This window comes from Roseobacter insulae, assembly GCF_019375555.1.
Taxonomy (GTDB): domain Bacteria; phylum Pseudomonadota; class Alphaproteobacteria; order Rhodobacterales; family Rhodobacteraceae; genus Roseobacter; species Roseobacter insulae.
In genome coordinates, this window is sequence record NZ_JAHXDN010000002.1 from 727,067 (window position 1) to 747,845 (window position 20,779).

Genomic DNA, 20,779 nt, shown 5'->3' on the forward strand with positions numbered 1-20,779 from the left:
CTATGGGAACCCTTAGGCGGTGTTAGCGCGAACATTCCTTTCACGCCACAGGGTGTAAAGCCCCGACATCATGATGATGGCGGCCCCGAGCAGGGTCATCGCATCGGGGGCCTCACCGAAGACGAAAACCCCAACCACAAGCGCAAAGATGATGCGGGAATACCGGAAGGGGGTCACGAAACTCACGTCGCCGATGCGCATCGCCACGACAATCCCGTAATAGGCGGCGATCCCGATCAGGAGGGCGATGGAAAAATAGATCCAATGTGTCGCAGACGGGGGCACGAGCGAGGTGCCGTTGATCCACGTCAGCAATCCCGCTGCGGGGATCAGCACAAGAAAGGCGAGGAAACTCAATTGCATGGAGGATGTTTCCGCCGACACACGCCGGGTGGCGAGATCGCGAATGCCAAGGCCCACAACGCCCTGAAGCGCGAAGAGTGACAGCCAGCTGAAACCCTCCATGCCGGGGCGGATAATCAACACGACACCCAGGAACCCAACCAGAATTGCCGACCAGCGACGCCAGCCGACTGCCTCTTGCAAAAACACGGCCGCGCCCAGCGTCACGAAAAGCGGCGTGGCCTGAAGAATGGCGGAGGCGGAGGACAAGGGGGTCAGGGCGATGGCTGTGACGAACCCCATGGTGCCGATCAACTCGCCCAGGGCGCGCAGCAAGATGACCGGGGTCCACATCGCGCGGGCGAAGAGCCGCTGCCCCTGCGCAACAAGAATACCCGCCGCGATGAGCGCGCTGCCCACCCCCAGCATTCCGATGATCTGACCAACCGGCAGCGCGCTGGCCATGAATTTGATCAGCATATCCTCGATCGCGAAGCCAAGCATCGCCAGCACCATGAAGGCTGCGCCGCGCAGGTTTTCCATGTGAGGGTGTCCTTCGGGGTGCCGCAAAAGGTGGTCTGTTCCGCTTCCCAGATACGACACTGAAGGTCAAGGGCGGGCAGGGTGGATTGAATGGTGCGGGATCACGCGCGCCGGTCCCTCGCGCAGCATGGGCAATGGGTGAAATCAGCTCGCTCCCGTTGCGGCAGGCACCAGGGCCAGGCACCCCGTCAGGCACGGACATCTGCGACGTGCATCGAAACAAAGTTGTTTACGCAAGAAGGATGGGTCAGCGCAATGGCGCCACGAGGACGTCACAAGGCGGGTGTGACATCACTTCCATCGCGTTATTGCCCAGCAGCGCCTCGACAAGCCACGGCTTGCTGTGTGAGCCAATGCAAACGAGGTCCGCCTTGCCCGCCGTGACCTCGGCCTGCAGAACCGGGACAGCGCCACCTTCCTTGACGATGAAATTCGGCGCTGGTTGCACGTTTTCCAGCGACGCGATGAACCTGGTCATCTGCTCGTCAATTTCCGCTTCGATCCTGCGTCGTTCCCGGATCGCGATGTCACCATGTTCATCCACATGCATGGTGAGCGCCTTGAACGGAATGTGATAGGCATGCACGAGGGTCAGGGGCTGACCCGGCGCGATGCGGGCGGCAATCTGCGTGGCGTTGCGCGCGCAGTCGGAGAAATCGACGCCAACAAAGACATTCGCATAGGCATGCGTGGCGCGTTCCGCGGCAATGAGAAAAGGCGCAGGGCAGGTTCTGGCGATCCGGTGCAGGGTCGTGCCGGTGAAGAGGTCGCGGATGCCCCGATTACGATGCGTGCCCAGCACCACCAGATCCACCTCTTGTTCCTCGGCCAGCTTGGTAATCATTTTCCAGGTATGCCCGAATTCGACATGAATGCTGGTTTGCACGCCCTGAAACAGCGGGCCTTCCTTGATCTGCCGTTGCAGTTCGAGGGTCGCGTTTTCCTCGCAGGCCAGCGCGATTGTCGATGTGACCTCGTCATCCACCACGTAGACGATGTGGAGCATCGCGTTCATCTGTTTTGCGATCAGTGCCGCGCGATCCACGGCCCGGTCCGAACGCTCCGACAGATCCGTGGCTACAAGGATGTTCTTCATTCACATCGCTCCGAAGGGTTGCGCGTGCACGGGGGGCAGACCGTGACATGCCGGTGCCGGTGATCCTGGCTCCGCACCCTAGGTCGGGCGGGCATAGGCCGCGTTGATTTATATCAACCGGTGACCTGCAATGGCGGGGCAGGTGACCCCGTGCGCCTGCTTGCGGATAACCCCTGCGATACGTAAGACAGCCCCGGCACGGATAAGGTGCTCAGGTTTTCAGGCGCACGAAAACGGTCTTGCCTTGCATCCTCGTCTCCAGCCTGTCGGACAGCGCATTGACCAGCCCGCTGAACTTGGTGTGGCCGTAGCTGCGCTGGTCAAAATCGGAATGCGCATCCATGATCGCATTCTTGATCTGGGAGAGGTTGTACCAGTCGTCGTCCTGATCGATATGCTTCATCGCGTCGCTGATCCGCCGGAAGGCGTGATTGAGGTCCTGTTTTGGCACCTTCGGGCGGCGCTCGCCCTTGTCCTCCGGGTCCCGCATCAGGTTCTCGATCAGGATGAAACGATTGCAGACGTTGCGCAGGGATTCGGGGGCTTTTTCCTCGCCGATGCCGACAACCATCAAGCCATCCTCGCGCAAGCGGTTGGCGAGTGCCGTGAAATCGCTGTCAGAGGAGACCAGCACGAAGCCGTCGAAGCGGCGGGCGTGCAGGATGTCCATGGCGTCGATGACCAACCCGATGTCAGAGGCATTCTTTCCCCGGGTATTCGCGGTCTCCTGATGCGCTACCAGCCCCAGGTTCTTGATGTTTTTCGCCCAGTCGCTGAGCCGCCCGCTTGACCAGTCGCCGTAGACCCGCCGCAGCGCCGGTTCCCCGATCAGCTTGACCTCGTTCAAAATGGCATCGGCGTATTTTGCGGGCACGTTGTCTGCGTCCACCAATACGGCAAGCAGCGGTCTGTCGCGGGTTGTCATCGTCATCCTGTCCGGGCGTCAGCCCTTTTTCAGGGGCACGCCGTAAAGCTCCAGCCGGTGCCCGCGCAGCTCGTACCCCAGTTTCCGCGCGATCCGGTCCTGCAGTTCCTCGATCTCGGCATCCACGAACTCGATGACCTCGCCGGAATTCATGTCGATGAGGTGATCGTGGTGATCGCGCTCCGCGTCTTCATATCTGGCACGCCCGTCGCCGAATTCCAGCTTGTCGAGAATGCCCGCCTCTTCAAACAGTTTCACCGTCCGGTACACCGTTGCGATGGAAATGCCGGCGTCGATGGCCGAGGCACGCGCATAGAGTTCTTCCACATCCGGGTGATCCGCGCTGTCTTCGAGAACGGTGGCGATGACACGGCGCTGGCCCGTCATGCGCAGGCCCTTGTCCTCGCAGCGTTTGATGATGGAATTGCTCATGCGCATACCCGTGAATCGTGGCTTGCAGGTGTAGCGGCAAATCCGCAGCGCTGCCAGACGCGTTTTGAAGCTTCTGTTGACTTCCCGGCAATAAAGCCCCATGTGCACTTCAAGCGAAGCCTTCTGCCGCGTGAGCAGTGATGAGCGCCCGGGGACACCCCCGCCAGGTGCGCCAGTTTCAAAAAGGCCCGCCGATGTTCCCAAAATCACGCGTGGGTCCAAGCGCTGCGGACAGATGCCGACATCAGGTTTGGCATTTGCGATCCGTTTCGCGTGTCCCAAGCGGTGCCCTCAGCGGCATGGCAAAGAATGTTTGCGTGCCCTGTGCGGTGCGCCGGAAAGAAATGAATGAGCGATTTTGATATGATGGACCTGCCCACCAAGCTGGTGGCGCGTCTGAATGCAATGGGTCTGAAAGACCCGACCCCGATCCAGAAGCAGGCGATCCCCTATGCGCTGAACGGCCGCGACGTGATGGGGCTGGCGCAGACCGGCACCGGCAAGACCGCGGCCTTCGGCGTGCCGCTGGTGGCCCAGATGCTGGAGCTGGAGGGACGTCCTGCGCCCAGATCGGTGCGTGGTCTCGTACTGGCGCCAACCCGCGAGCTTGCCACGCAGATCAGCGTGAATCTGCGCGCCTTTGCCGAGAATACGCCGGTGAAGGTCGCCATGGTTGTGGGCGGGCAATCCATCAACAACCAGATCAAGCGGCTGGAGCGCGGTGTGGACCTGCTGGTGGCGACACCGGGTCGGTTGCTCGACCTGATGGACCGGCGCGCTGTGCGGTTGGAAGAGGCGGTGTTCCTCGTGCTCGACGAGGCGGACCAGATGCTCGACATGGGCTTCATTCACGATCTGCGCAAGATTGCGAGCGTGATCCCGAAAGAGCGCCAGACGATGCTGTTTTCGGCCACGATGCCCAAGCAGATGAACGAACTGGCCCAGAGCTACCTGCGCAGCCCCGTGCGGGTCGAAGTCTCGCCGCCCGGCAAGGCCGCGGACAAGGTGACGCAGGAGGTGCATTTCATTGCCAAATCGGAAAAGGCCGGCCTGCTGATCGAGATGCTGGACAAGCATCGCGACGAGCGGGCGCTGGTCTTCGGCCGCACCAAACACGGGTCGGAAAAGCTGATGAAGACGCTGGTGAAGGCGGGCTATGCGGCCGTGTCAATCCACGGCAACAAGAGCCAGGGTCAGCGCGACCGGGCAATCGCCGCGTTCAAATCCGGCGAGATCAAGGTGCTGGTGGCCACGGATGTGGCGGCGCGCGGTCTGGATATTCCGGACGTGAAACATGTCTACAACTACGATCTGCCCAACGTGCCGGACAACTATGTGCACCGCATCGGGCGGACGGCGCGGGCGGGCAAGGATGGCGCTGCGATCGCTTTTTGCGCCCCGGACGAAATGGGTGAATTGAAAGCCATTCAGAAGACCATGGGCATCAGCATCCCGGTTGGCTCAGGCAGGCCCTGGGAAGCGATCGACATACCCGAAGGGACCAAGCCTAAGGGCCGTGGTCGCGGCCGCAGCGGGCGCCCACAGGGCGGCAACGCCACCGGCGGCACCCCGCCACAAGGCAAGAAGTCCGGTGGTGGCCGTCGCCGGCGTCGCGGTGGCAAACCGGGCGGACAGCGCGCCGCCTGACGGCATGGTGAAGATCCGGGGCGGCGTCAACGCTCTGCCCCGACCCGTCAGGTATACAGCGATGGCACCCCGAGCTGTTGGTGAATATCGTTCACGGATTGCGCATCCATGCCGTAGCCCTTGGCCAGCCTGTGGAGGTATTCGGCTTCGGATTGCGCGTCCAGGTCAATGCCAAGAACGGAAACGGCATAGACCTGCTGTTCCATGCCCGCCGGGGTCTGTGCGACCAAGGCGTCTACATCGACAGGCGCGCTGAGTTCGTTTTGCACGAACGCCGCTTCTTCGGCGTCTACATCATCCCCCAGGTGCCCCAGCAGTTTTTCGCGTTCGGCATCGTCAAGCGTGCCATCGGATTTTGCCGCCTGGATCATGGCGCGCAGCATCAGCGCGGCGGCGGCTTCCTGATCTCCACTGGGCTCGATCTCGGGTTGCGGCGTTGCGTCGAAGGCAGAGTTCAAGACCTCGCCAAAGCTGGCTTTGCCGGTCTGTGGGCGTTGCTGCGCGCGCCCGCTCAACGCGCCAAGCAACCCACCCGCTCCGGCGCTGCTGGCCAGCCCGGACAACATGTCCTGCAAGCCGCCGGCTTTGCCGCCACCAAGGCTTTCCAGCAATCCGCCCAGACCGGCGGGCGATCCGCCGGCTGATCCTGCCCCGGTGCTGCCTCCGAGCAGACCGCCCAGCATCTCCTGCAACCCTGCGCCGCCTTGGCGCGACTGCTGGCCGCCAAATGACTGGCCGCTTCCCGCGCGCCCGGCGGCATCGCGCACGAGGCCACCCAACCCGCCGCCGCTGCCCTTCATCATGCTCTGCGCGCCTTTGGCCACGGCCACGCCGATGGCGACTTTTGCCAGTGTTTTCATCAAACTCATTTCGAAATACCCCCACATGGTCACTTGATATTCGCGCAGTGTGGCATCAATTGCCCGCCGCGTAAGGGGAATTATCCGTGAACGGCACCTTTTCGCTGGATGCGTGCCCAAAGAAGAGGTGACCGGCGATTGACAATGTCCGGTCGGCATCCACAAGTGAGGCATGGAACGCAAGTCTCACATGGATGCCTTCGGGGCCGTCGCCCTCGTCGCCTTCGCGCTGCATCTTGCGTTCAATCAGGTGGTGATCAAGTGGACGAACGGCGGCTTTGGCCCGGTGTTTGCAGCCGGGTTGCGGTCCACGGGGGCCGTGGTGGTGCTGCTGATCTGGATGCGGCTACGCGGCGTCAGCCTGACCGTGCCACGGGACGCCATCCCGGCCGGGATCTTTAGCGGCACCCTCTTTGCCCTTGAATTCATGTGCCTTTTCTCCGCTCTCGACTTCACCACGGTCAGCCGTGCATCGGTCATCTTCTATTCCATGCCCGTCTGGCTGGCGATTGCGAGCCATTTCGTGATCCCGTCAGACCGGATGACGGGGCTGCGCATGGCGGGCCTTGTCCTGGCGATGAGCGGCGTGGCGCTGGCCCTGCTGGATCGCAGCGACACCACCGCGAGCCTTGCGGGTGACATATTGGCGCTCACCTCGGCGCTGTGCTGGGCGGGCATCGCGCTTTGTGTCAAGATCACACCCCTGAACCGGGTGCCACCGGCGCAGCAGTTGATGTTTCAGGTTGTCGTCTCTGCACCGCTGTTGCTGCTGGCTGCCGCAGTTCTGGGCGATTTCATTCGCGATCTGCAGCCCGTGCACATCGCGGGCTTGTTGTTTCAGATCATTGCCGTGGCCAGCCTGGGATTTCTGGCGTGGTTCTGGTTGTTGTCCATGTACCCTGCGTCCTCCGTGGCTTCCTTCAGTTTCCTGTCGCCGGTCTTCGCGGTGATTCTGGGGTGGTTGCTGCTGAACGAAGACGTGGGTCCCAAAGTCTGGATGGCGCTTTTTCTGGTCGCCGCCGGGATTTACCTGATCAACCGTCGGCCCAGATCGGTGTGAGCGTCAGGTGCCGCAAAAGGTCGCCGCGACCCGCTGGGCCTTGGTCGGCGGGCGCATGAGATCCAGGTCAGCTGTCCCGAACGGGTCGGAGAAGGCCGCAATCAGCCTGTCAAACGGCGCGTAATCTCCCGCGACTGCCGCAGTGATCATCTCTTCGATGCGGTGATTGCGCGGAACGATCCGGGGTGAGGCAGTTTGCATAACTTCTTCGGGTGCGCGCTCCGTTTGCAATCGGGCACGCCACGTCTCTTCCCAGGCGTCGAAAGCGTCGCGGTCGACAAACTGATCCCGCGCGGCACCGCGGGCCAGAGCGTCGAAGGTGTTGGTGAAGTCAGCTCCGTCAGCCTGCATCAGTCCAAGCAGGTCTTCGATCAGCCTGCTGTCGTCCGGTTGCGGGGTGGCAAGGCCGATTTTCGCGCCGAACTTTCTGCGCCATCCGTTTTCAATCTGGCCCGGCATGGCGTGCACGATCTCTGTTGCCTCCTCGATCGCGGCCGCAGGGTCGTCGTATTGCTGGATCAACGACGTGGCAAATTGCGCCATGTTCCACACCACGATGCGCGGCTGGTTGGAATAGGCGTAGCGGCCTGTCTGATCGATTGAGCTGAACACCGTATCCGCATGATAATCGTCGAGAAAAGCGCAAGGCCCGTAGTCGATTGTTTCGCCGGAAATCGTGCAGTTGTCAGTGTTCATCACGCCGTGGATGAAGCCCACGGACATCCAGGCGGCGATCAGATCGGCCTGGGCGGCACAGACCGCGCCCAACAAATCCATCGGGGTTTGCGCATCCGGGTAATGCCGGTCGATGGCGTAGTCGGTGAGCTGCTTTAATTCTGCCTTCTGACCGCGATGTGCAAAAACCTGGAAAGTGCCGACCCGCAGATGGCTGGCGGCAACACGAGTGAAAACCGCGCCGGGGAGCACCGTTTCGCGGATCACGTCTTCTCCGGTCAGCGTCGCGGCGAGCGCGCGGGTTGTGGGGATGCCCAACGCGTGCATGGCCTCGGATACCACGTATTCGCGCAGCACCGGACCCAGCCAGGCACGCCCGTCACCCATACGCGAATAGGGGGTCGGCCCGGAGCCTTTCAGCTGAATATCCCTGCGGTGTCCGTCCGTTCCGACAGTTTCGCCCAACAGGATCGCCCGCCCGTCGCCCAGTTGCGGATTGAAACTGCCAAACTGATGGCCCGCATAGAGCTGCGCAAGCGGCGCGGCCCCGTCCGGGACAGCGGATCCGGAGAATATGACCGCCCGCTCTGCGTCGGAGGCGTGGGGCAAGCCGAGTATTCCCCCTAATTTTTCGTTGTAGGCCAAAAGTTTAGGTGCCGTAACCGGAACCGGATCAAGCCGCGTGTAAAAGGCTGCGGGCAGGCGCGCGTAGCTGTTGTCGAAGGAGGCTGCAAAAGTCATGAAGCAGATATAGAGGCTTGATGCCGTGCATACCAGTGATCACCGCTTTGCAAAGTTATTGAACGTGTATGCAAAGCCTTCAGGTGCTTTGCAAATCGGTTGGCAAAGCTTTGCAAAGTTTTAGAAGCTTCGGCTCATCAGCATGTATTTGGGCCGCGCGGCAAACCCGGCGCGCGCATATAGACGTTGGGTTTTATCGGCATCGCGATCAACTTCGAGATGCAGCGCTTTGAGACCGGCCGCCGCGAGGGCGCGGGGCAGGGTTTGCAACGTCTCCGAGGCGATCCCGCGCCCGCGCACGCCCGGACGCACGTAGAATTCATCGACGAAACCATCCAACCCGCCAAACTCGACCGACCAGCCAAAAGTGATCACGACATATCCGATGGGCGCCCGCGGCGGCCCGATCAGGTAAACAACCCCGTGGGGCGATCCTTCAAGCAGGGGCAACACGCCCGCACGGCGCGCTTCGGGGGCCAGGGAAATGCCGATCTCCTGGTGACAGGCGGTGATGAGCGCATCGAGACGGTCCAGATGCTCGGGAGTGGCCAGGGTCAGGGCGGCGCTCATAGCCGTGCCAGACGTTCTGTGAGCAAGGAAAAGAACCCATCCGCATCGATATCTCGCATAAAAAGCGCATTGGCGGGCCGGTCGGTGACGCCCCACCAGTCGGCGACGGTCATGCCCATTGTCAATTCTGATTGTGTTTCGATCTCAACGTTGATGCGGCGCCCGCCAAAAAGCTCTGGTCGGATGAGGTAGGCGGTCACGCAAGGGTCATGCAGCGGGGCCCCGTCTGACCCGTATTTCTCCTTGTCGAACCGTTCAAAGAAATCGGTCATCTCGGCAACGGCCTTGCCGACCGGAGTTCCCAGATTGCGAAACGCGGTGTTCCGGTCGGGGGTGACAAGCGCCTTATGCGTCACATCCAAAGACATCACGACGATCGGAGCGCCGGATTTAAACGTTATTTCAGCGGCTTGCGGGTCGACGTAAATGTTAAACTCCGCGGTGGGTGTGATGTTGCCAACCTCAAAGTATGCCCCGCCCATCAGAACGATCTCCTGAATGCGGTCGGCAATATCCGGCGCCCTTTGCAAAGCGGTCGCGATGTTGGTCAGCGGCCCCAGCGGGCACAGCGTCACGGTGCCCGGCGGCTCGGCGCGCAACGTCTCGACGATGAAGTCGACCGCATGGGTTTCCTGCAGCGGCATGCGAGGGTCCGGAAGCACCGGCCCGTTCAGCCCGGTTTTCCCGTGTACATGCTCCGCCGTGACCAGATCACGGCCCAACGGACGGTCACACCCGGCAAAGATCTGTACATCAGTTTTGCCCGCTAACTCACAGACAATGCGCGCATTTTTCGATGTGAGCTCAAGGGGGACGTTGCCGGCAACACAGGTGATACCCAGAACCTCGATATCCTCCGGGCTTGCGAGGGCCAGAAGGATTGCAACGGCGTCGTCCTGACCGGGGTCGGTGTCGATGATGATTTTTCGCTGTGCCATTGCGCCTGTTTGCCGCCCGTTCCCATGATTGTCCAGAGCGCAATCCGGCCAAAGAGCCGCCACATTCCTGATGTAGACAGGACCTGTGTCGGAAACCTACGAATATCGCCTGCCGGGGCGCAGAGCCTCGGTATGGATGACGCTGGCCGTTGTTGGCCTGCTGCTCGCGGTTGTCGCGTCTGAAGTCGCGTCCTGGTACATCTGGCTGGTCTGGATGCCGTCCATGGCTATGGTGCTCTATTTACTGCTGAAAAATCCGATCAGCGGGCTGCGCCTGACAAATGACATGCTGCTTTTGTCGGCCTGGCGAAACCCGCAGGCATTGCTGCTTCAGGACATTGCCAAGATCAGGTTCATTGACTGGCGCGACGGCAGTGACATGGAAGTGCACCTGCACTCAGGCGAAGTGATTCAGGCGATCAGCAGCGACATTCCGCCCAGATCAAGCTTTGTCCGGGCGCTGCATCAGCGCGGGATTCCGGTCGAGATCACCTGACGCGTTTTTCGGCTGATTTCACATCATTCCAAAGGGCGTCCATTTCGGCGAGATCACTGTCTGAGGGCGCCTTTCCATCCGCCGCCAGCCGGGCCTCCACCGCTTCGAACCTGCGGGTGAATTTGGCGTTCGCGGCGCGCAGGGCCGCCTCCGGGTCCAACCCCAGATGCCGCCCCAGGTTGGCCATCACGAAGAGCAGATCGCCAAACTCCTCGGCGATCTCCGACGGCGAGAGCGTATCGCGCGCCTCGACCAGTTCCGCCGCTTCCTCCTGAATCTTGTCCAGCACCTCGGTTGTGGAGGGCCAGTCAAACCCGACACGGGCCGCGCGTTTTTGCAGTTTCAGGGCGCGCAGCAGGGCAGGCAGCCCGATCGCAACACCGTCCAGCGTGCCTTGCTGCGCCTTGCCGGCCCGTTCCTCGGCCTTGATCGCCTCCCAGTCGGCGGTCTGTTGGTCGGCGGATTTATCCCGGGATGCATCGCCGAACACATGCGGATGACGCGCCACCATCTTGTCCGAAATTGCCGTAACGACGGAGTGAAAGGAGAAGTGACCCGCTTCCTCTCCCATCGCGGTATGGTAGATTGTCTGCAGCAGCAGATCGCCCAGTTCCCCCTCCAACTCGGGCCAGTCGCGCCGCGCAATAGCATCGGCGACTTCATAAGCTTCTTCAATGGTATAGGGGGCGATCGTGTCGAACGTCTGCTCGATGTCCCAGGGGCATCCGGTGCCCGGATCGCGCAGCCGGCGCATGATTTCCAGCAGGCGCTCGATTCCCGCATTACGGTCATGGATCAGGTCTTCAGCCATTGCAGGTCGCCCATCTGTCGTGTCACATGCACCTGACAAACAAATCGACAAGGAGTCCACCCCATGCCCGTGGTTAATCGGATCGCCGACATGAGCACTGAGATGGCGGAATGGCGGCACCATCTGCATTCAATTCCCGAGCTTGGTCTCGAATGCCATCAGACCGCCGCTTACGTGGCCGACCGGTTGCGTGAATTCGGTGTGGATGCGCTGCATGAGGGCATTGCGAAAACAGGCATCGTGGCGATCATCGAAGGGCGCGGCGACGGCCCCACCATCGGGTTGCGTGCCGATATGGACGGCTTGCCGATCACCGAGGAGACCGGGCTGGACTATGCCTCGACACATCCCGGCAGGATGCATGCCTGCGGCCACGATGGGCATACCGCGATGTTGCTGGGCGCTGCGAAGTACCTCGCAGAGACGCGGAATTTCGCGGGCCAGGTTGCGCTGATCTTTCAACCGGCTGAAGAGTTCGGCGGCGGTGGCGAGGTCATGGTGCAGGAAGGTATCATGGACCGGTTCGGGATCGGTCAGGTCTATGCCATCCACAACGCGCCGGGCAAGGATTTCGGCAAGTTTCACACGACCCCGGGGCCGATCATGGCCGCAGCGGATACGTTTCACATTCATATCACCGGCAAAGGCGGCCACGCGGCACGGCCCTATGACACGATTGATCCGGTTGTCGCGGCCTGTTCGATTGTGCAGGCGCTGCAGACCATCGTGAGCCGCAACCACAATACCAAGGACACGCTGGTGGTTTCCACGACCCAGATCCACACCGGCACGACCGATAACGTGATCCCGGAGACGGCCTATATCAACGGCACCGTGCGTACCTTCGACAAGGAGGTGCAGGCGATGGTCGTCAGGCGCATGGAGGAAGTCATCGCCGGTCAGGCCGCGTCTTTCGGGCTGGAGGCGCGGTTGCAGTATGAATTTGGCTACCCGCCCACGGTCAATGACGCAGAGAAGGCAGGCTTCGCGGCGGAAGTGGCGGCAGACGTGGCCGGTATTGCCGGCGTGGACGACCGGGTCACCCCGGTGATGGGGGCGGAGGATTTTTCTTACATGCTGGAGGCGCGGCCCGGGGCATACCTGATGCTGGGTCAGGGGGACGGTGCGGGGGTGCATCATCCGCAGTATAATTTCAACGACGAAATTGCCCCGATCGGGGCGTCGTTTTTCGCCCGTATCGTGGAACGCGCGCAACCGGTTGCAGGGGCCTGATCCATGGCCCTGGAAGATGCAAAAAACCAGATGGATCATGCCTTTACGCGGGATGATCTGAAAGGGCCGAGCTTCGAGCTGACCTTTGGCGGGGCGCTGTCCTTTCTGCGCCGCAAGTATACCAAGGATCTGACGGGAGTTGATATCGCGGTGACCGGCGTTCCTTTTGATCAGGCGGTCACCAACAGGCCGGGTACGCGGCTGGGACCGCGGGCAATCCGCGAGGCCTCCGCCCTGCAGGCCCCCGATCCTCCTTATGGCTGGCCCTATGATGTGCTGAGCGAACGCAGCATTATCGACTATGGAGACCTTGCGTTCGACTATGCCAATGTGCCTGCTTTTCCTGCGGCGCTGACAGCCCACGTAAAGGGTATCCTCGATGCCGGTGCAGCCAGCGTTGTGCTGGGCGGCGATCATTATATCAGCTTTCCCATCCTCAAGGCCTATGCGGAAAAATTCGGGCCGATCAGCTTGCTGCAGTTTGATGCGCATACCGATACATGGGTCGATGACGATATGAGCCGCGTGGATCATGGCACGATGTTCTACAAGGCGGTGAAATCGGGTGTTGTCGATCCGGCAAGCTCGGTGCAGGTGGGCATCCGGACAAGCAATGCGGACACGCTGGGCGTCACGATCATCGACGCCCGCGAGGTGCACGAGAAAGGGGCGGGTGCCGCCGTGCGCAAGATCAGGTCGGTGCTGGGCAACCGGCCCTGCTATCTGAGCTTTGACATCGACGCATTGGACCCCGCTTATGCGCCGGGCACCGGAACACCCGTCTGGGGCGGGCTGACCTCGGCGCAGGCCGCGACGATGCTGCGCGATCTGGCCGGTATCAATATCCGGGGAGGCGATGTTGTCGAGGTCTCACCGCCCTTTGATACCACCGGGGCCACGGCCATCGCAGGGGCGCATGTGGCCACCGAAATCCTGAGCCTGCTGGGCTGGCGGATGCGCGAAGAGGGACAGGGATGAAACAGAAGAACCAGCCGATCAGCGGCAACGATCTGGCCCGGTTTTCCGGCCCCGGCAGTTTCATGCGTTTGCCTTATGTCAACGACCTCAAGGGGTTGGATGTCGCCTTTCTGGGGATTCCGATGGATATCGGTACGTCATGGCGGTCGGGCACGCGGTTCGGCCCCAAGGAGGTGCGTGCGCAAAGTGCGATGATCCGACCGTATCATATGGGCACCGGTGCGGCCCCTTTCGACAGCCTGCAGGTGGCTGATATCGGCGATCTGGCGATCAATACATTCTCGTTGTCCGAAAGCCTCAAGATCGTCGAGCAGAGCTATGATGCGATCCTGAATTACGATGCAATGCCCGTGGCGATCGGTGGTGATCACTCGATCACCCTGCCGATTTTGCGCGCGATGCACCGGCGGCACGGGCCCATGGCGCTGGTGCATGTGGATGCGCATGCGGATGTGAACGACGATATGTTCGGCGAGCGCGAAACCCATGGGACGGTTTTCCGGCGCGCATATGAGGAAGGCCTGATCCTGCCCGAGAAAACCTATCAGATCGGCCTGCGCGGCACCGGGTATACCGCCGAAGACTTCACCGAAGCGCAGGGCTGGGGATTTCAGCAATTCCCGGCACAGGAATTGTGGCACCGCAGCCTGTCGACACTGGGCAGCGAGGTGCGCCGCGACATCGGTCCGGATACCCCGGTCTATGTGTCTTACGATATCGACAGTCTCGACCCGGCCTTTGCCCCCGGTACCGGCACGCCGGAAATCGGCGGATTGACCACCGCTCAGGCGATGGAGATGATCCGTGCCCTCAAGGGACTGAACATCGTGGGCTGTGATCTGGTGGAGGTTTCGCCGCCCTATGACACGACGGGCAACACGGCGCTTGTGGGGGCGAACATCCTGTTTGAGTTGTTGTGCGTTCTGCCGGGCGTCGCTTATCGCTGATATTTCGGGACGCTCCGCGGGGGATATTTTTGAACCAGAGAACGGGACGCAGGATGCTGACGGGATTGCTCTTTCTGGCCATGGTGGTCGTGGCCCTGATGGCCTATGTGCGCTTGTCGCCTCTGGACACAGCGCGGTGGCATCGTCCGGTAGAGGCCACGTCAGACGAAGAACACGCGGGCGGCGCCGTGCGGATTGTGGCGGGGGATGAGGCTCTTTTCCGGCAGATCGCCGCGGCGGCGCTCCGCTTGCCCCGCACGACGGTTCTGGCGGGCAGCGTGGAGGCGGGACATGTGACTTATGTCACCCGCTCGGTGTTTTTCGGGTTCCCCGATCTGACCACGATTGAAAGGCGTGACGGTGAGGTCAGGATGCATGCGCGGCTGCGGTTCGGTGTGTCAGATCTGGGCGTCAACGCCAAACGACTGGAGGGGCTGATCGCCGCCGTCGAGGGAGGATGACAGGCACCCCTGCTGCACTTCGCGCCACATCGGTACGTTCAGGGACATCTGGCATTGCGCCATGAACATCCGGCCGTCGACCTGAAGGCAAATGGTCTGTCCGAGTTCCACACGATCCCCGGATTTATCGGTGCAGTAGCATTCGACAGTTTTGCCGCTGGGGCTGGTCACGTCGGCCACGGCGGGCAGGGCAAGCCATACAAGAACGAAGCTTAAGCGTTTCATATCATCAGAATAGCATGGTCGCTGCTCTTGACCAATGGCTTTCAATATTGGACAGAACAGCATGATCCCGCGCGACAGATTAGAACAGATCACGGCCCGCTTTGAGTATCTTGAGGCGGCGATGGCGGCCGGCGATCCTGCGGCGGACATCGCGGCGCTGGCCAAGGAGTATTCGGATCTGCGGCCTGTGGTCGAACAGATCGCTGCCTATCAGCAATTGCAGCGCGATCTGAACGCGGCGCAGGAGATGCTGTCGGACCCGGATATGGCAGAACTGGCACGGGAGGAGATCCCGCGGATCAAATCCGCCTTGCCGGATGCCGAGGCCGCGTTGCAGCTGGCGTTGCTGCCGAAGGACAAAGCCGATGCAAAACCCGCCATGCTGGAGATCCGCCCCGGCACGGGCGGGGATGAGGCGGCGCTCTTCGCCGGTGATCTGCTGCGCATGTACCAGCGCTATGCGGAAGCCCAGAACTGGCAGTTCGACATCATAGAGCTGCAGGAAACCGAGCTTGGCGGCATCAAGGAGGTTGTGGCCCATGTCAAGGGGCAGGATGTCTTTGCCCGCTTGAAATACGAAAGCGGTGTGCACCGGGTGCAGCGCGTGCCCAGCACGGAAAGCGGCGGGCGCATTCACACCTCGGCGGCAACCGTTGCCGTGTTGCCGGAGGCCGAAGATGTCGACATTCAGATCGACGCGAATGATCTGCGCATTGATACGATGCGCTCTTCCGGCGCGGGCGGTCAGCACGTGAATACAACGGATTCCGCCGTCCGCATCACCCATGTGCCTACCGGCATCGTGGTCACCAGTTCGGAGAAATCGCAACACCGCAACCGCGAGATCGCGATGCAGGTGCTCAAGGCGCGGCTCTACGATGCGGAGCGCCAGCGCGTGGACAGCGAACGCTCAGCCGACCGGGCGTCGCAGGTGGGCTCCGGCGATCGCTCCGAGCGCATCCGGACGTATAATTTCCCGCAAGGGCGCATGACCGATCATCGTATCAACCTGACGCTCTATCGCCTGGATGCTGTGATGCAGGGGGATCTTGATGAGGTCGTGGATGCGCTGACCGCGGATGCGCAGGCGCGACAGATGGCGGAGATGGGCCAGTGACGGCTGCCGAGGCCATGGTTGCTGCGATGGCGCGGCTGCGGGCGGCAGGTGTGCCGGACCCGGCCCGCGATGCGCGGGTGCTGCTGGCGCATGCCGCCAAGGTCGATGCCGCCCGCGTGACGTTGATCGCGCCCGAAGACATCGCGCCGGAAATTGCGGAAAGATACGACAACCTGATTGCCCTGCGTGCGGTGCGTGTCCCGGTGTCACAGCTGATTGGCGCGCGGGAGTTTTACGGGCGTTCCTTCGACATCAGCCGCGATGTTCTGGACCCGCGTCCGGAAACCGAAGCCTTGATCGAAGTGGCCCTGTCGGAGCCGTTCGAGCGGGTGCTTGATCTGGGGACCGGGTCGGGCTGCATCCTGGTGACGTTACTGGCGGAACGTCGGGATGCGCAGGGTGTCGGTATCGATATCAGCGAAGCCGCCTGTCTGCATGCAAGCGCTAACGCGGCGCGTCACGTGGTGGCGGACCGGGCGAAGGTGGTTTTGTCCGACTGGTTTGAGGCGGTCGAGGGCCGGTTTGATCTGATCGTGTCGAACCCGCCGTATCTGGGGGCTGCGGAAATGTACGAGGTGCAGCCCGAACTGCGTGATCATGAACCACGTGTGGCGCTGACCGATGAGGGGGATGGATTGTCCGCCTACCGGGTGATCGCCGCCGAAGCGCAGGGCTACCTGAATGCGCAGGGTCGCGTTCTGGTTGAAGTCGGCTGGAAACAGGGGCAGGACGTCAAGGAGATATTCCTTGCGCAGGGTTGGGGCGAGGTCGCGATTCTTCCTGATCTGGGAGGACACGACAGGGTTGTATCCGCCTCAAAACCAGGCTGACGCAGACTGAATTCACACGAAAAATCAGCAAAACTGCGTAAAATCCGGTATTACCTCTTGCAGCAGGCCGCGTGCCATGCTTATTCAGTCTTGTTGCAGCGGTGGATACCCCGAAGGGTGGTCCCGCGCGGCGTTAAGCCCAACATATCGACACCCCGGAATGATTACGGCGTAATACGCATCCGGTTTTACGATCCACAGCACGAAGGCTGAGCGAACCTCATGAAATCATCGAGATCCCGGTCCCGCTCGAAGAGCAACCGCAACCGATCCCAAGGCAATCAAGGCGGCAACGTTGTTAACCGCGTGTTCGACAGTTCGGGCCCGGAAGGTAAAGTGCGCGGCACGCCGCAACAGATTATCGAGAAATACAATCAGCTTGCCCGCGATGCGCAGCTGAGCAACGACCGCGTCGCCGCGGAGAACTTCCAGCAACATGCGGAGCATTACACCCGCCTGCTGAGCGAGGCGCAGCGTGAGATCGAAGCGCGGCGCGAAGAGCAGGAGCGGCAGAACCGCGAGCGTCAGGCGGAGCGGGATCGCGAGCGGGCAGAGCGACAGGAACGCGAAGCGACTCAGGCCGCCGAACAGCCACCGCAGTCCGACATGCCGGTGCAGGAAGGTGACAGCAATCTGGTTGAAACGCCGGAAAGCCAGCCGAAACCGAAACGCGCGCCGCGCCGCAAACCGCGGCCCAAACCGGACACCCCGGGCGACGCGCCCTCGGGCGAGGCCTCGCCGGGCGGCGGGGACGCTCCGAAAGCGGCAGAGTAAACAGTCTTTTCAAGAACCCCGCACCCGGCGGGGTTTTTCATGTCTGCGCGATTCTGCGGGCGAGGGCGCAGAAACCTTCGAGCGGTACTTGTTCTGCCCGGTCGGTTGGTTTCAACCCCGCGGCCAGCAACCTGTCTTCGATATCCGGCGCGATGCCCTTCAAGGCGGCCCGCAGCATCTTGCGCCTTTGGTTGAAGGCTGCTGCGACCACGCGGCTCAGAACGGCAGCGTCCGCGGGGTACCGCGGTTCAGGCAGTGCCGCCAGATGCACCACGCTGCTTGATACTTTGGGCGGGGGGGTGAAGGCTTCGGGCGGCAACTGCAGTACGATCCGGGCATCTGCGCGCCATTGCGCAAGGATGGCCAGACGCCCGTATGCTTTGCTGCCCGGCTGCGCCACGATACGCTCGGCCACCTCGCGTTGGAACATCAGCGTCAGGCTTTGCCAGAACGGCGGCCAGTGCTGAGGGGTCAGCCAGCGCACCAGCAATTCGGTGCCGACATTATAGGGCAGGTTGGCCGCCACCCGGATCGGCGGGGTGAGATGGGCAAGGGGGTCGATCCTGAGGGCGTCGCCTTCCAGAACGGTCACCTTCCCCGGGTAGGCGGCCGCGATTTCGGCCAGCGCCGGCAGGCACCGCGCGTCCTTTTCAATGGCCAATACATGACGGGCGCCTTCGGACAGCAGCCCGCGCGTGAGGCCACCCGGCCCCGGGCCGATTTCAAGGACATCGCAGCTGGTCAGATCACCGGCCTGCCGCGCAATCTTGGCCGTGAGGTTCAGGTCCAGCAGAAAGTTCTGTCCCATCGATTTCCGGGCCTGCAGATCGTGGGTCCGGATGACCTCGCGCAGCGGCGGCAATGTGTCGATAGTGGCCACCGGCTATCTCCGCTCACTCATGCGCGCGGCCAGTTTGAGGGCCTCGATCATACTGGTGGCGTTTGCCATCCCCTTGCCCGCAATGTCGAACGCGGTGCCGTGATCCGGCGAGGTGCGCACGAAAGGCAGGCCAAGGGTCACATTCACGCCCTTGTCGAAATCCAGCGTCTTGATCGGGATCAGCGCCTGATCGTGGTACATGGCAATGGCCGCGTCATAGCGTTTTCGCGCGGCGGCATGAAACATCGTGTCGGCGGGCAGGGGGCCCAGAAGGGCCAGTCCTTCATCCCGCATCCGGTCGATCAGCGCAGTGATCCAATCCAGCTCTTCGCGGCCCATGGCCCCGCCTTCGCCGGCATGCGGGTTCAGACCGGCGATGGCCAGCCGGGGCGTCTCGATGCCAAAGCGATCGCGCAGCGACCGGGCGGTGATCTCGATGGTGTCGCGCAGCACCCCGGGCGTCAGGGCCGTCGGCACATCCTGCAGGGCGATGTGAATTGTCGCGGGCACAACCCGCAACTGGTCAGACGCCAGCATCATCACCGCGCGCGCGCCACCGGCGAGGGCGGCGAGGTATTCGGTATGGCCGGGGTAGGCGAAACCTGCCCCGTCAATCAGCGCTTTCTTGTGGATCGGCGCGGTACACAGCGCGGCCGCCTCGCCACTCTGAACAAGCGCCACGGCCTGTGCGATCACGTCGATGACACCATGGGCATTCGCCGGGTCCGGCGCGCCGGGGGTTGCGTCCTTGGGAAATGCATGGGCCAGAACCGGCAGCGCATGCGGCGTGACATCTGCCGCCTCTGACAGGTTGGCTATCACTTGGTAAGGGCAGTCGCGCGTCAGGTGGCGCGGGTCACCCATCCAGGCGAGCGGGATCTGCTCGCTGAGGTGTGCCCAGGCCTTCGCGGCGATCTCCGGGCCGATGCCGGCGGGTTCTCCGCAGCTGATCAGAACCGGCGCCGCGCCCGATGTCATGGCGTGACGATACGGGCGTCGGCGCGCAGCTGGTCCAGCAGGCTGTCGGCATAGGCATTGATCCGGGCTGACCGCAACGCGTTGGCGACATCCTCGCGGGCAACTTCCTCGTTCACCGCCGCCGTGCGCCCGCAGAGCATCAGGAAGACCAGTGTTTCTCCGTTTGCGCGGGTGAGCGCCGTGGAGATTTCATTGGGATCCAGCTTGCTGAGCTCAAGGGCGATATCCTGCGGAATTTCGGAGGGCGGCTTGCTGCCGCGTTCCAGAACCTCTTCGGGCTGGCCCTGCGCCACGCCATAGAGATCGTCACAGACATCAATCTCTTCGCGCAGCCTCGCCGCCTTCGACAGGCCTGCCTGCGATCGCCCGCCGGGGATGTAATAGGCCGCATATTCGATCGCGGCATACTCGCGGGTCGGCGCGCCCGTCTCTTCAATGGCGCGCAGCTGGAAGAGGGCGACCGCATCGGGGATGGCAAGCGGGTCGGTCACTTCTCCCGGGGCGAGCGCCAGCAGCAGGGGCCGCAGGACGGGAGGCAATTTGGTGAGCTCCTGCCACGGTAGCCGTCCGCCGGCGTCGCGCGACGCGGTGGCGGAATATTCCCGCGCATATTCGGAGAATTCCGCCTCGGACTGCGATGCCGCAATCAGCTCGGCGATCTCCTGCACTTCCTCGCGGTTTTCCGGCGGCGCGGGAATGATGATCTCCGATACCAGCACGCGAATACCGCTTGCACCACCGGTGGACCCCAGCGCACTGTCGATCTCCCTTTCGGAGATCTCCACCCGCGCGCCGTAGCGCGCCGCGATCAGATCCCGCCATGCGATGCCCACTTCAACAAAGTCGCGGAAGCTTTCTTCGGAGACACCACCGTCTTCCAGCGCGGCGATGAATTCCTCGGCGCTGAGGTTGGTGCGCGCCGCGAATTCAGTGATACCCGCTTCAATTCCCTCGGGCGTCAATTCCAGCCCCGATGCTTCCACCGCCTGCGCCCGCAGCCGCTCGTCGACCAGCGTTTCGATGACGGCTTCGCGATTGGCCCCCGGCGCATTCAGCAGGCGCAGGAATCTTTCGCGCTGCTCCACCTCGTACTCGGTGACGACATCATCATTCACCTCGACCACCGGGTCGAAAAGCCCCTGCGCCGTGACCGGACCGGTCAGCGCAAGGCCCAGTGTCACACTGAAGAGGATTGCGATTTTGCTCGATGCGCTCATTTT

Annotated in this window: 23 protein-coding genes; 10 read left to right on the top strand and 13 right to left on the bottom strand. The window is 62.2% G+C overall.

Annotated features, from left to right (window positions below):
• Nucleotides 1–12: 12 nt before the first annotated feature.
• From KX928_RS09740 to KX928_RS09755, 4 genes are all read right to left on the bottom strand, one after another.
• Nucleotides 13–885 carry a DMT family transporter gene (locus KX928_RS09740; RefSeq protein ID WP_219501491.1) on the bottom strand — a complete coding sequence of 291 codons (873 nt, stop codon included), beginning with the start codon at nt 883–885 and terminating at the stop codon, nt 13–15.
• A 247-nt stretch (nt 886–1,132) separates the two neighbouring features.
• Nucleotides 1,133–1,981 carry a universal stress protein gene (locus tag KX928_RS09745; RefSeq protein ID WP_219501493.1) on the bottom strand — a complete coding sequence of 283 codons (849 nt, stop codon included), beginning with the start codon at nt 1,979–1,981 and terminating at the stop codon, nt 1,133–1,135.
• A 211-nt stretch (nt 1,982–2,192) separates the two neighbouring features.
• On the bottom strand, nt 2,193–2,906 hold the full coding sequence (locus KX928_RS09750) for an NYN domain-containing protein (RefSeq protein WP_219501495.1): 714 nt from the start codon (nt 2,904–2,906) through the stop codon (nt 2,193–2,195).
• 18 nt (nt 2,907–2,924) lie between these two features.
• Nucleotides 2,925–3,338: a Fur family transcriptional regulator gene (locus KX928_RS09755; RefSeq protein WP_219501497.1), complete on the bottom strand. Its 414-nt coding sequence runs from the start codon at nt 3,336–3,338 to the stop codon at nt 2,925–2,927.
• Nucleotides 3,339–3,686: 348 nt separating this feature from the next.
• Between KX928_RS09755 and KX928_RS09760 the strand changes: the two genes are divergently transcribed.
• Nucleotides 3,687–4,985 carry a DEAD/DEAH box helicase gene (locus KX928_RS09760; RefSeq protein WP_219501498.1) on the top strand — a complete coding sequence of 433 codons (1,299 nt, stop codon included), beginning with the start codon at nt 3,687–3,689 and terminating at the stop codon, nt 4,983–4,985.
• A 47-nt stretch (nt 4,986–5,032) separates the two neighbouring features.
• Here the strand turns inward: KX928_RS09760 and KX928_RS09765 are convergent, their stop codons facing one another.
• A complete protein-coding gene (locus KX928_RS09765) occupies nt 5,033–5,845 on the bottom strand; it encodes a tellurite resistance TerB family protein (protein WP_257883652.1) in 813 nt (270 codons plus the stop codon).
• A gap of 172 nt (nt 5,846–6,017) precedes the next feature.
• On the opposite strand from KX928_RS09765, the gene KX928_RS09770 reads away from it, so the two are divergent.
• Nucleotides 6,018–6,905, top strand: coding sequence for a DMT family transporter (locus KX928_RS09770; RefSeq protein ID WP_219501502.1), 888 nt, complete (start codon nt 6,018–6,020; stop codon nt 6,903–6,905).
• Nucleotides 6,906–6,908: 3 nt separating this feature from the next.
• On the opposite strand, the gene KX928_RS09775 is transcribed toward KX928_RS09770, so the two are convergent.
• The 3 genes from KX928_RS09775 to KX928_RS09785 form a co-directional block, all read right to left on the bottom strand.
• Nucleotides 6,909–8,321, bottom strand: a complete 1,413-nt coding sequence (locus KX928_RS09775; protein WP_219501504.1) for a protein adenylyltransferase SelO — start codon at nt 8,319–8,321, stop codon at nt 6,909–6,911.
• Nucleotides 8,322–8,441: 120 nt separating this feature from the next.
• Nucleotides 8,442–8,891, bottom strand: coding sequence for a GNAT family N-acetyltransferase (locus KX928_RS09780; RefSeq protein WP_219501507.1), 450 nt, complete (start codon nt 8,889–8,891; stop codon nt 8,442–8,444).
• Entirely contained in the window at nt 8,888–9,829 is a 942-nt protein-coding gene (locus KX928_RS09785; RefSeq protein WP_219501508.1) for a nucleoside hydrolase, read from the bottom strand. The genes KX928_RS09780 and KX928_RS09785 overlap by 4 nt, the downstream gene beginning before the upstream one ends.
• 85 nt (nt 9,830–9,914) lie before the next feature.
• Between KX928_RS09785 and KX928_RS09790 the strand changes: the two genes are divergently transcribed.
• Nucleotides 9,915–10,325: a hypothetical protein gene (locus KX928_RS09790; RefSeq protein WP_219501510.1), complete on the top strand. Its 411-nt coding sequence runs from the start codon at nt 9,915–9,917 to the stop codon at nt 10,323–10,325.
• On the opposite strand, the gene mazG is transcribed toward KX928_RS09790, so the two are convergent.
• Nucleotides 10,318–11,136, bottom strand: coding sequence for a nucleoside triphosphate pyrophosphohydrolase (gene mazG / locus KX928_RS09795; RefSeq protein ID WP_219501512.1), 819 nt, complete (start codon nt 11,134–11,136; stop codon nt 10,318–10,320). The two genes, KX928_RS09790 and mazG, sit on opposite strands and share 8 nt — an antisense overlap.
• A gap of 63 nt (nt 11,137–11,199) precedes the next feature.
• On the opposite strand from mazG, the gene KX928_RS09800 reads away from it, so the two are divergent.
• The 4 genes from KX928_RS09800 to KX928_RS09815 are packed head-to-tail and all read left to right on the top strand — an operon-like array spanning nt 11,200 to nt 14,755.
• Nucleotides 11,200–12,369 (top strand): M20 aminoacylase family protein, encoded by a 1,170-nt coding sequence (locus KX928_RS09800; RefSeq protein ID WP_219501513.1) that lies wholly within the window; start codon nt 11,200–11,202, stop codon nt 12,367–12,369.
• 3 nt (nt 12,370–12,372) lie between these two features.
• A complete protein-coding gene (speB, locus tag KX928_RS09805; RefSeq protein WP_219501515.1) occupies nt 12,373–13,347 on the top strand; it encodes an agmatinase in 975 nt (324 codons plus the stop codon).
• Nucleotides 13,344–14,294 carry an agmatinase gene (speB, locus tag KX928_RS09810; protein WP_219501517.1) on the top strand — a complete coding sequence of 317 codons (951 nt, stop codon included), beginning with the start codon at nt 13,344–13,346 and terminating at the stop codon, nt 14,292–14,294. Before speB (KX928_RS09805) ends, speB (KX928_RS09810) begins: the two co-directional genes overlap by 4 nt.
• A gap of 53 nt (nt 14,295–14,347) precedes the next feature.
• On the top strand, nt 14,348–14,755 hold the full coding sequence (locus tag KX928_RS09815) for a DUF1499 domain-containing protein (RefSeq protein ID WP_219501520.1): 408 nt from the start codon (nt 14,348–14,350) through the stop codon (nt 14,753–14,755).
• On the opposite strand, the gene KX928_RS09820 is transcribed toward KX928_RS09815, so the two are convergent.
• A complete protein-coding gene (locus tag KX928_RS09820; protein ID WP_219501522.1) occupies nt 14,693–14,980 on the bottom strand; it encodes a hypothetical protein in 288 nt (95 codons plus the stop codon). The two genes, KX928_RS09815 and KX928_RS09820, sit on opposite strands and share 63 nt — an antisense overlap.
• A 61-nt stretch (nt 14,981–15,041) precedes the next feature.
• Between KX928_RS09820 and prfA the strand changes: the two genes are divergently transcribed.
• The 3 genes from prfA (at nt 15,042) to KX928_RS09835 (ending at nt 17,701) form a co-directional block, all read left to right on the top strand.
• Nucleotides 15,042–16,097: a peptide chain release factor 1 gene (prfA, locus tag KX928_RS09825; RefSeq protein ID WP_219501524.1), complete on the top strand. Its 1,056-nt coding sequence runs from the start codon at nt 15,042–15,044 to the stop codon at nt 16,095–16,097.
• Nucleotides 16,098–16,111: 14 nt separating this feature from the next.
• On the top strand, nt 16,112–16,927 hold the full coding sequence (gene prmC, locus KX928_RS09830) for a peptide chain release factor N(5)-glutamine methyltransferase (RefSeq protein WP_219502114.1): 816 nt from the start codon (nt 16,112–16,114) through the stop codon (nt 16,925–16,927).
• 222 nt (nt 16,928–17,149) lie between these two features.
• A complete protein-coding gene (locus KX928_RS09835) occupies nt 17,150–17,701 on the top strand; it encodes a DUF4167 domain-containing protein (protein WP_219501526.1) in 552 nt (183 codons plus the stop codon).
• Between the two features lie 37 nt (nt 17,702–17,738).
• Here KX928_RS09835 and rsmA read toward each other — a convergent pair whose 3' ends face one another.
• From rsmA to KX928_RS09850, 3 genes are read right to left on the bottom strand one after another with little or no spacing between them, the layout of a single operon-like run.
• Nucleotides 17,739–18,581, bottom strand: a complete 843-nt coding sequence (rsmA, locus tag KX928_RS09840; protein ID WP_219501528.1) for a 16S rRNA (adenine(1518)-N(6)/adenine(1519)-N(6))-dimethyltransferase RsmA — start codon at nt 18,579–18,581, stop codon at nt 17,739–17,741.
• A 3-nt stretch (nt 18,582–18,584) separates the two neighbouring features.
• Nucleotides 18,585–19,559, bottom strand: coding sequence for a 4-hydroxythreonine-4-phosphate dehydrogenase PdxA (pdxA, locus tag KX928_RS09845; protein WP_219501529.1), 975 nt, complete (start codon nt 19,557–19,559; stop codon nt 18,585–18,587).
• Nucleotides 19,556–20,776: a peptidylprolyl isomerase gene (locus KX928_RS09850; RefSeq protein WP_257883654.1), complete on the bottom strand. Its 1,221-nt coding sequence runs from the start codon at nt 20,774–20,776 to the stop codon at nt 19,556–19,558. The genes pdxA and KX928_RS09850 overlap by 4 nt, the downstream gene beginning before the upstream one ends.
• Nucleotides 20,777–20,779: the final 3 nt, after the last annotated feature.

What these genes read in the sequence shown, in the direction of transcription:
- KX928_RS09740 (WP_219501491.1), bottom strand. Translation starts at nt 885, where the DNA reads ATGGAAAACCTGCGCGGCGCAGCCTTCATGGTGCTGGCGATGCTTGGC.
- KX928_RS09745 (WP_219501493.1), bottom strand. Translation starts at nt 1,981, where the DNA reads ATGAAGAACATCCTTGTAGCCACGGATCTGTCGGAGCGTTCGGACCGG.
- KX928_RS09750 (WP_219501495.1), bottom strand. Translation starts at nt 2,906, where the DNA reads ATGACAACCCGCGACAGACCGCTGCTTGCCGTATTGGTGGACGCAGAC.
- KX928_RS09755 (WP_219501497.1), bottom strand. Translation starts at nt 3,338, where the DNA reads ATGAGCAATTCCATCATCAAACGCTGCGAGGACAAGGGCCTGCGCATG.
- KX928_RS09760 (WP_219501498.1), top strand. Translation starts at nt 3,687, where the DNA reads ATGAGCGATTTTGATATGATGGACCTGCCCACCAAGCTGGTGGCGCGT.
- KX928_RS09765 (WP_257883652.1), bottom strand. Translation starts at nt 5,845, where the DNA reads ATGAAAACACTGGCAAAAGTCGCCATCGGCGTGGCCGTGGCCAAAGGC.
- KX928_RS09770 (WP_219501502.1), top strand. Translation starts at nt 6,018, where the DNA reads ATGGAACGCAAGTCTCACATGGATGCCTTCGGGGCCGTCGCCCTCGTC.
- KX928_RS09775 (WP_219501504.1), bottom strand. Translation starts at nt 8,321, where the DNA reads ATGACTTTTGCAGCCTCCTTCGACAACAGCTACGCGCGCCTGCCCGCA.
- KX928_RS09780 (WP_219501507.1), bottom strand. Translation starts at nt 8,891, where the DNA reads ATGAGCGCCGCCCTGACCCTGGCCACTCCCGAGCATCTGGACCGTCTC.
- KX928_RS09785 (WP_219501508.1), bottom strand. Translation starts at nt 9,829, where the DNA reads ATGGCACAGCGAAAAATCATCATCGACACCGACCCCGGTCAGGACGAC.
- mazG (WP_219501512.1), bottom strand. Translation starts at nt 11,136, where the DNA reads ATGGCTGAAGACCTGATCCATGACCGTAATGCGGGAATCGAGCGCCTG.
- KX928_RS09800 (WP_219501513.1), top strand. Translation starts at nt 11,200, where the DNA reads ATGCCCGTGGTTAATCGGATCGCCGACATGAGCACTGAGATGGCGGAA.
- speB (WP_219501515.1), top strand. Translation starts at nt 12,373, where the DNA reads ATGGCCCTGGAAGATGCAAAAAACCAGATGGATCATGCCTTTACGCGG.
- speB (WP_219501517.1), top strand. Translation starts at nt 13,344, where the DNA reads ATGAAACAGAAGAACCAGCCGATCAGCGGCAACGATCTGGCCCGGTTT.
- KX928_RS09815 (WP_219501520.1), top strand. Translation starts at nt 14,348, where the DNA reads ATGCTGACGGGATTGCTCTTTCTGGCCATGGTGGTCGTGGCCCTGATG.
- KX928_RS09820 (WP_219501522.1), bottom strand. Translation starts at nt 14,980, where the DNA reads ATGAAACGCTTAAGCTTCGTTCTTGTATGGCTTGCCCTGCCCGCCGTG.
- prfA (WP_219501524.1), top strand. Translation starts at nt 15,042, where the DNA reads ATGATCCCGCGCGACAGATTAGAACAGATCACGGCCCGCTTTGAGTAT.
- prmC (WP_219502114.1), top strand. Translation starts at nt 16,112, where the DNA reads ATGGTTGCTGCGATGGCGCGGCTGCGGGCGGCAGGTGTGCCGGACCCG.
- KX928_RS09835 (WP_219501526.1), top strand. Translation starts at nt 17,150, where the DNA reads ATGAAATCATCGAGATCCCGGTCCCGCTCGAAGAGCAACCGCAACCGA.
- pdxA (WP_219501529.1), bottom strand. Translation starts at nt 19,559, where the DNA reads ATGACATCGGGCGCGGCGCCGGTTCTGATCAGCTGCGGAGAACCCGCC.
- KX928_RS09850 (WP_257883654.1), bottom strand. Translation starts at nt 20,776, where the DNA reads ATGAGCGCATCGAGCAAAATCGCAATCCTCTTCAGTGTGACACTGGGC.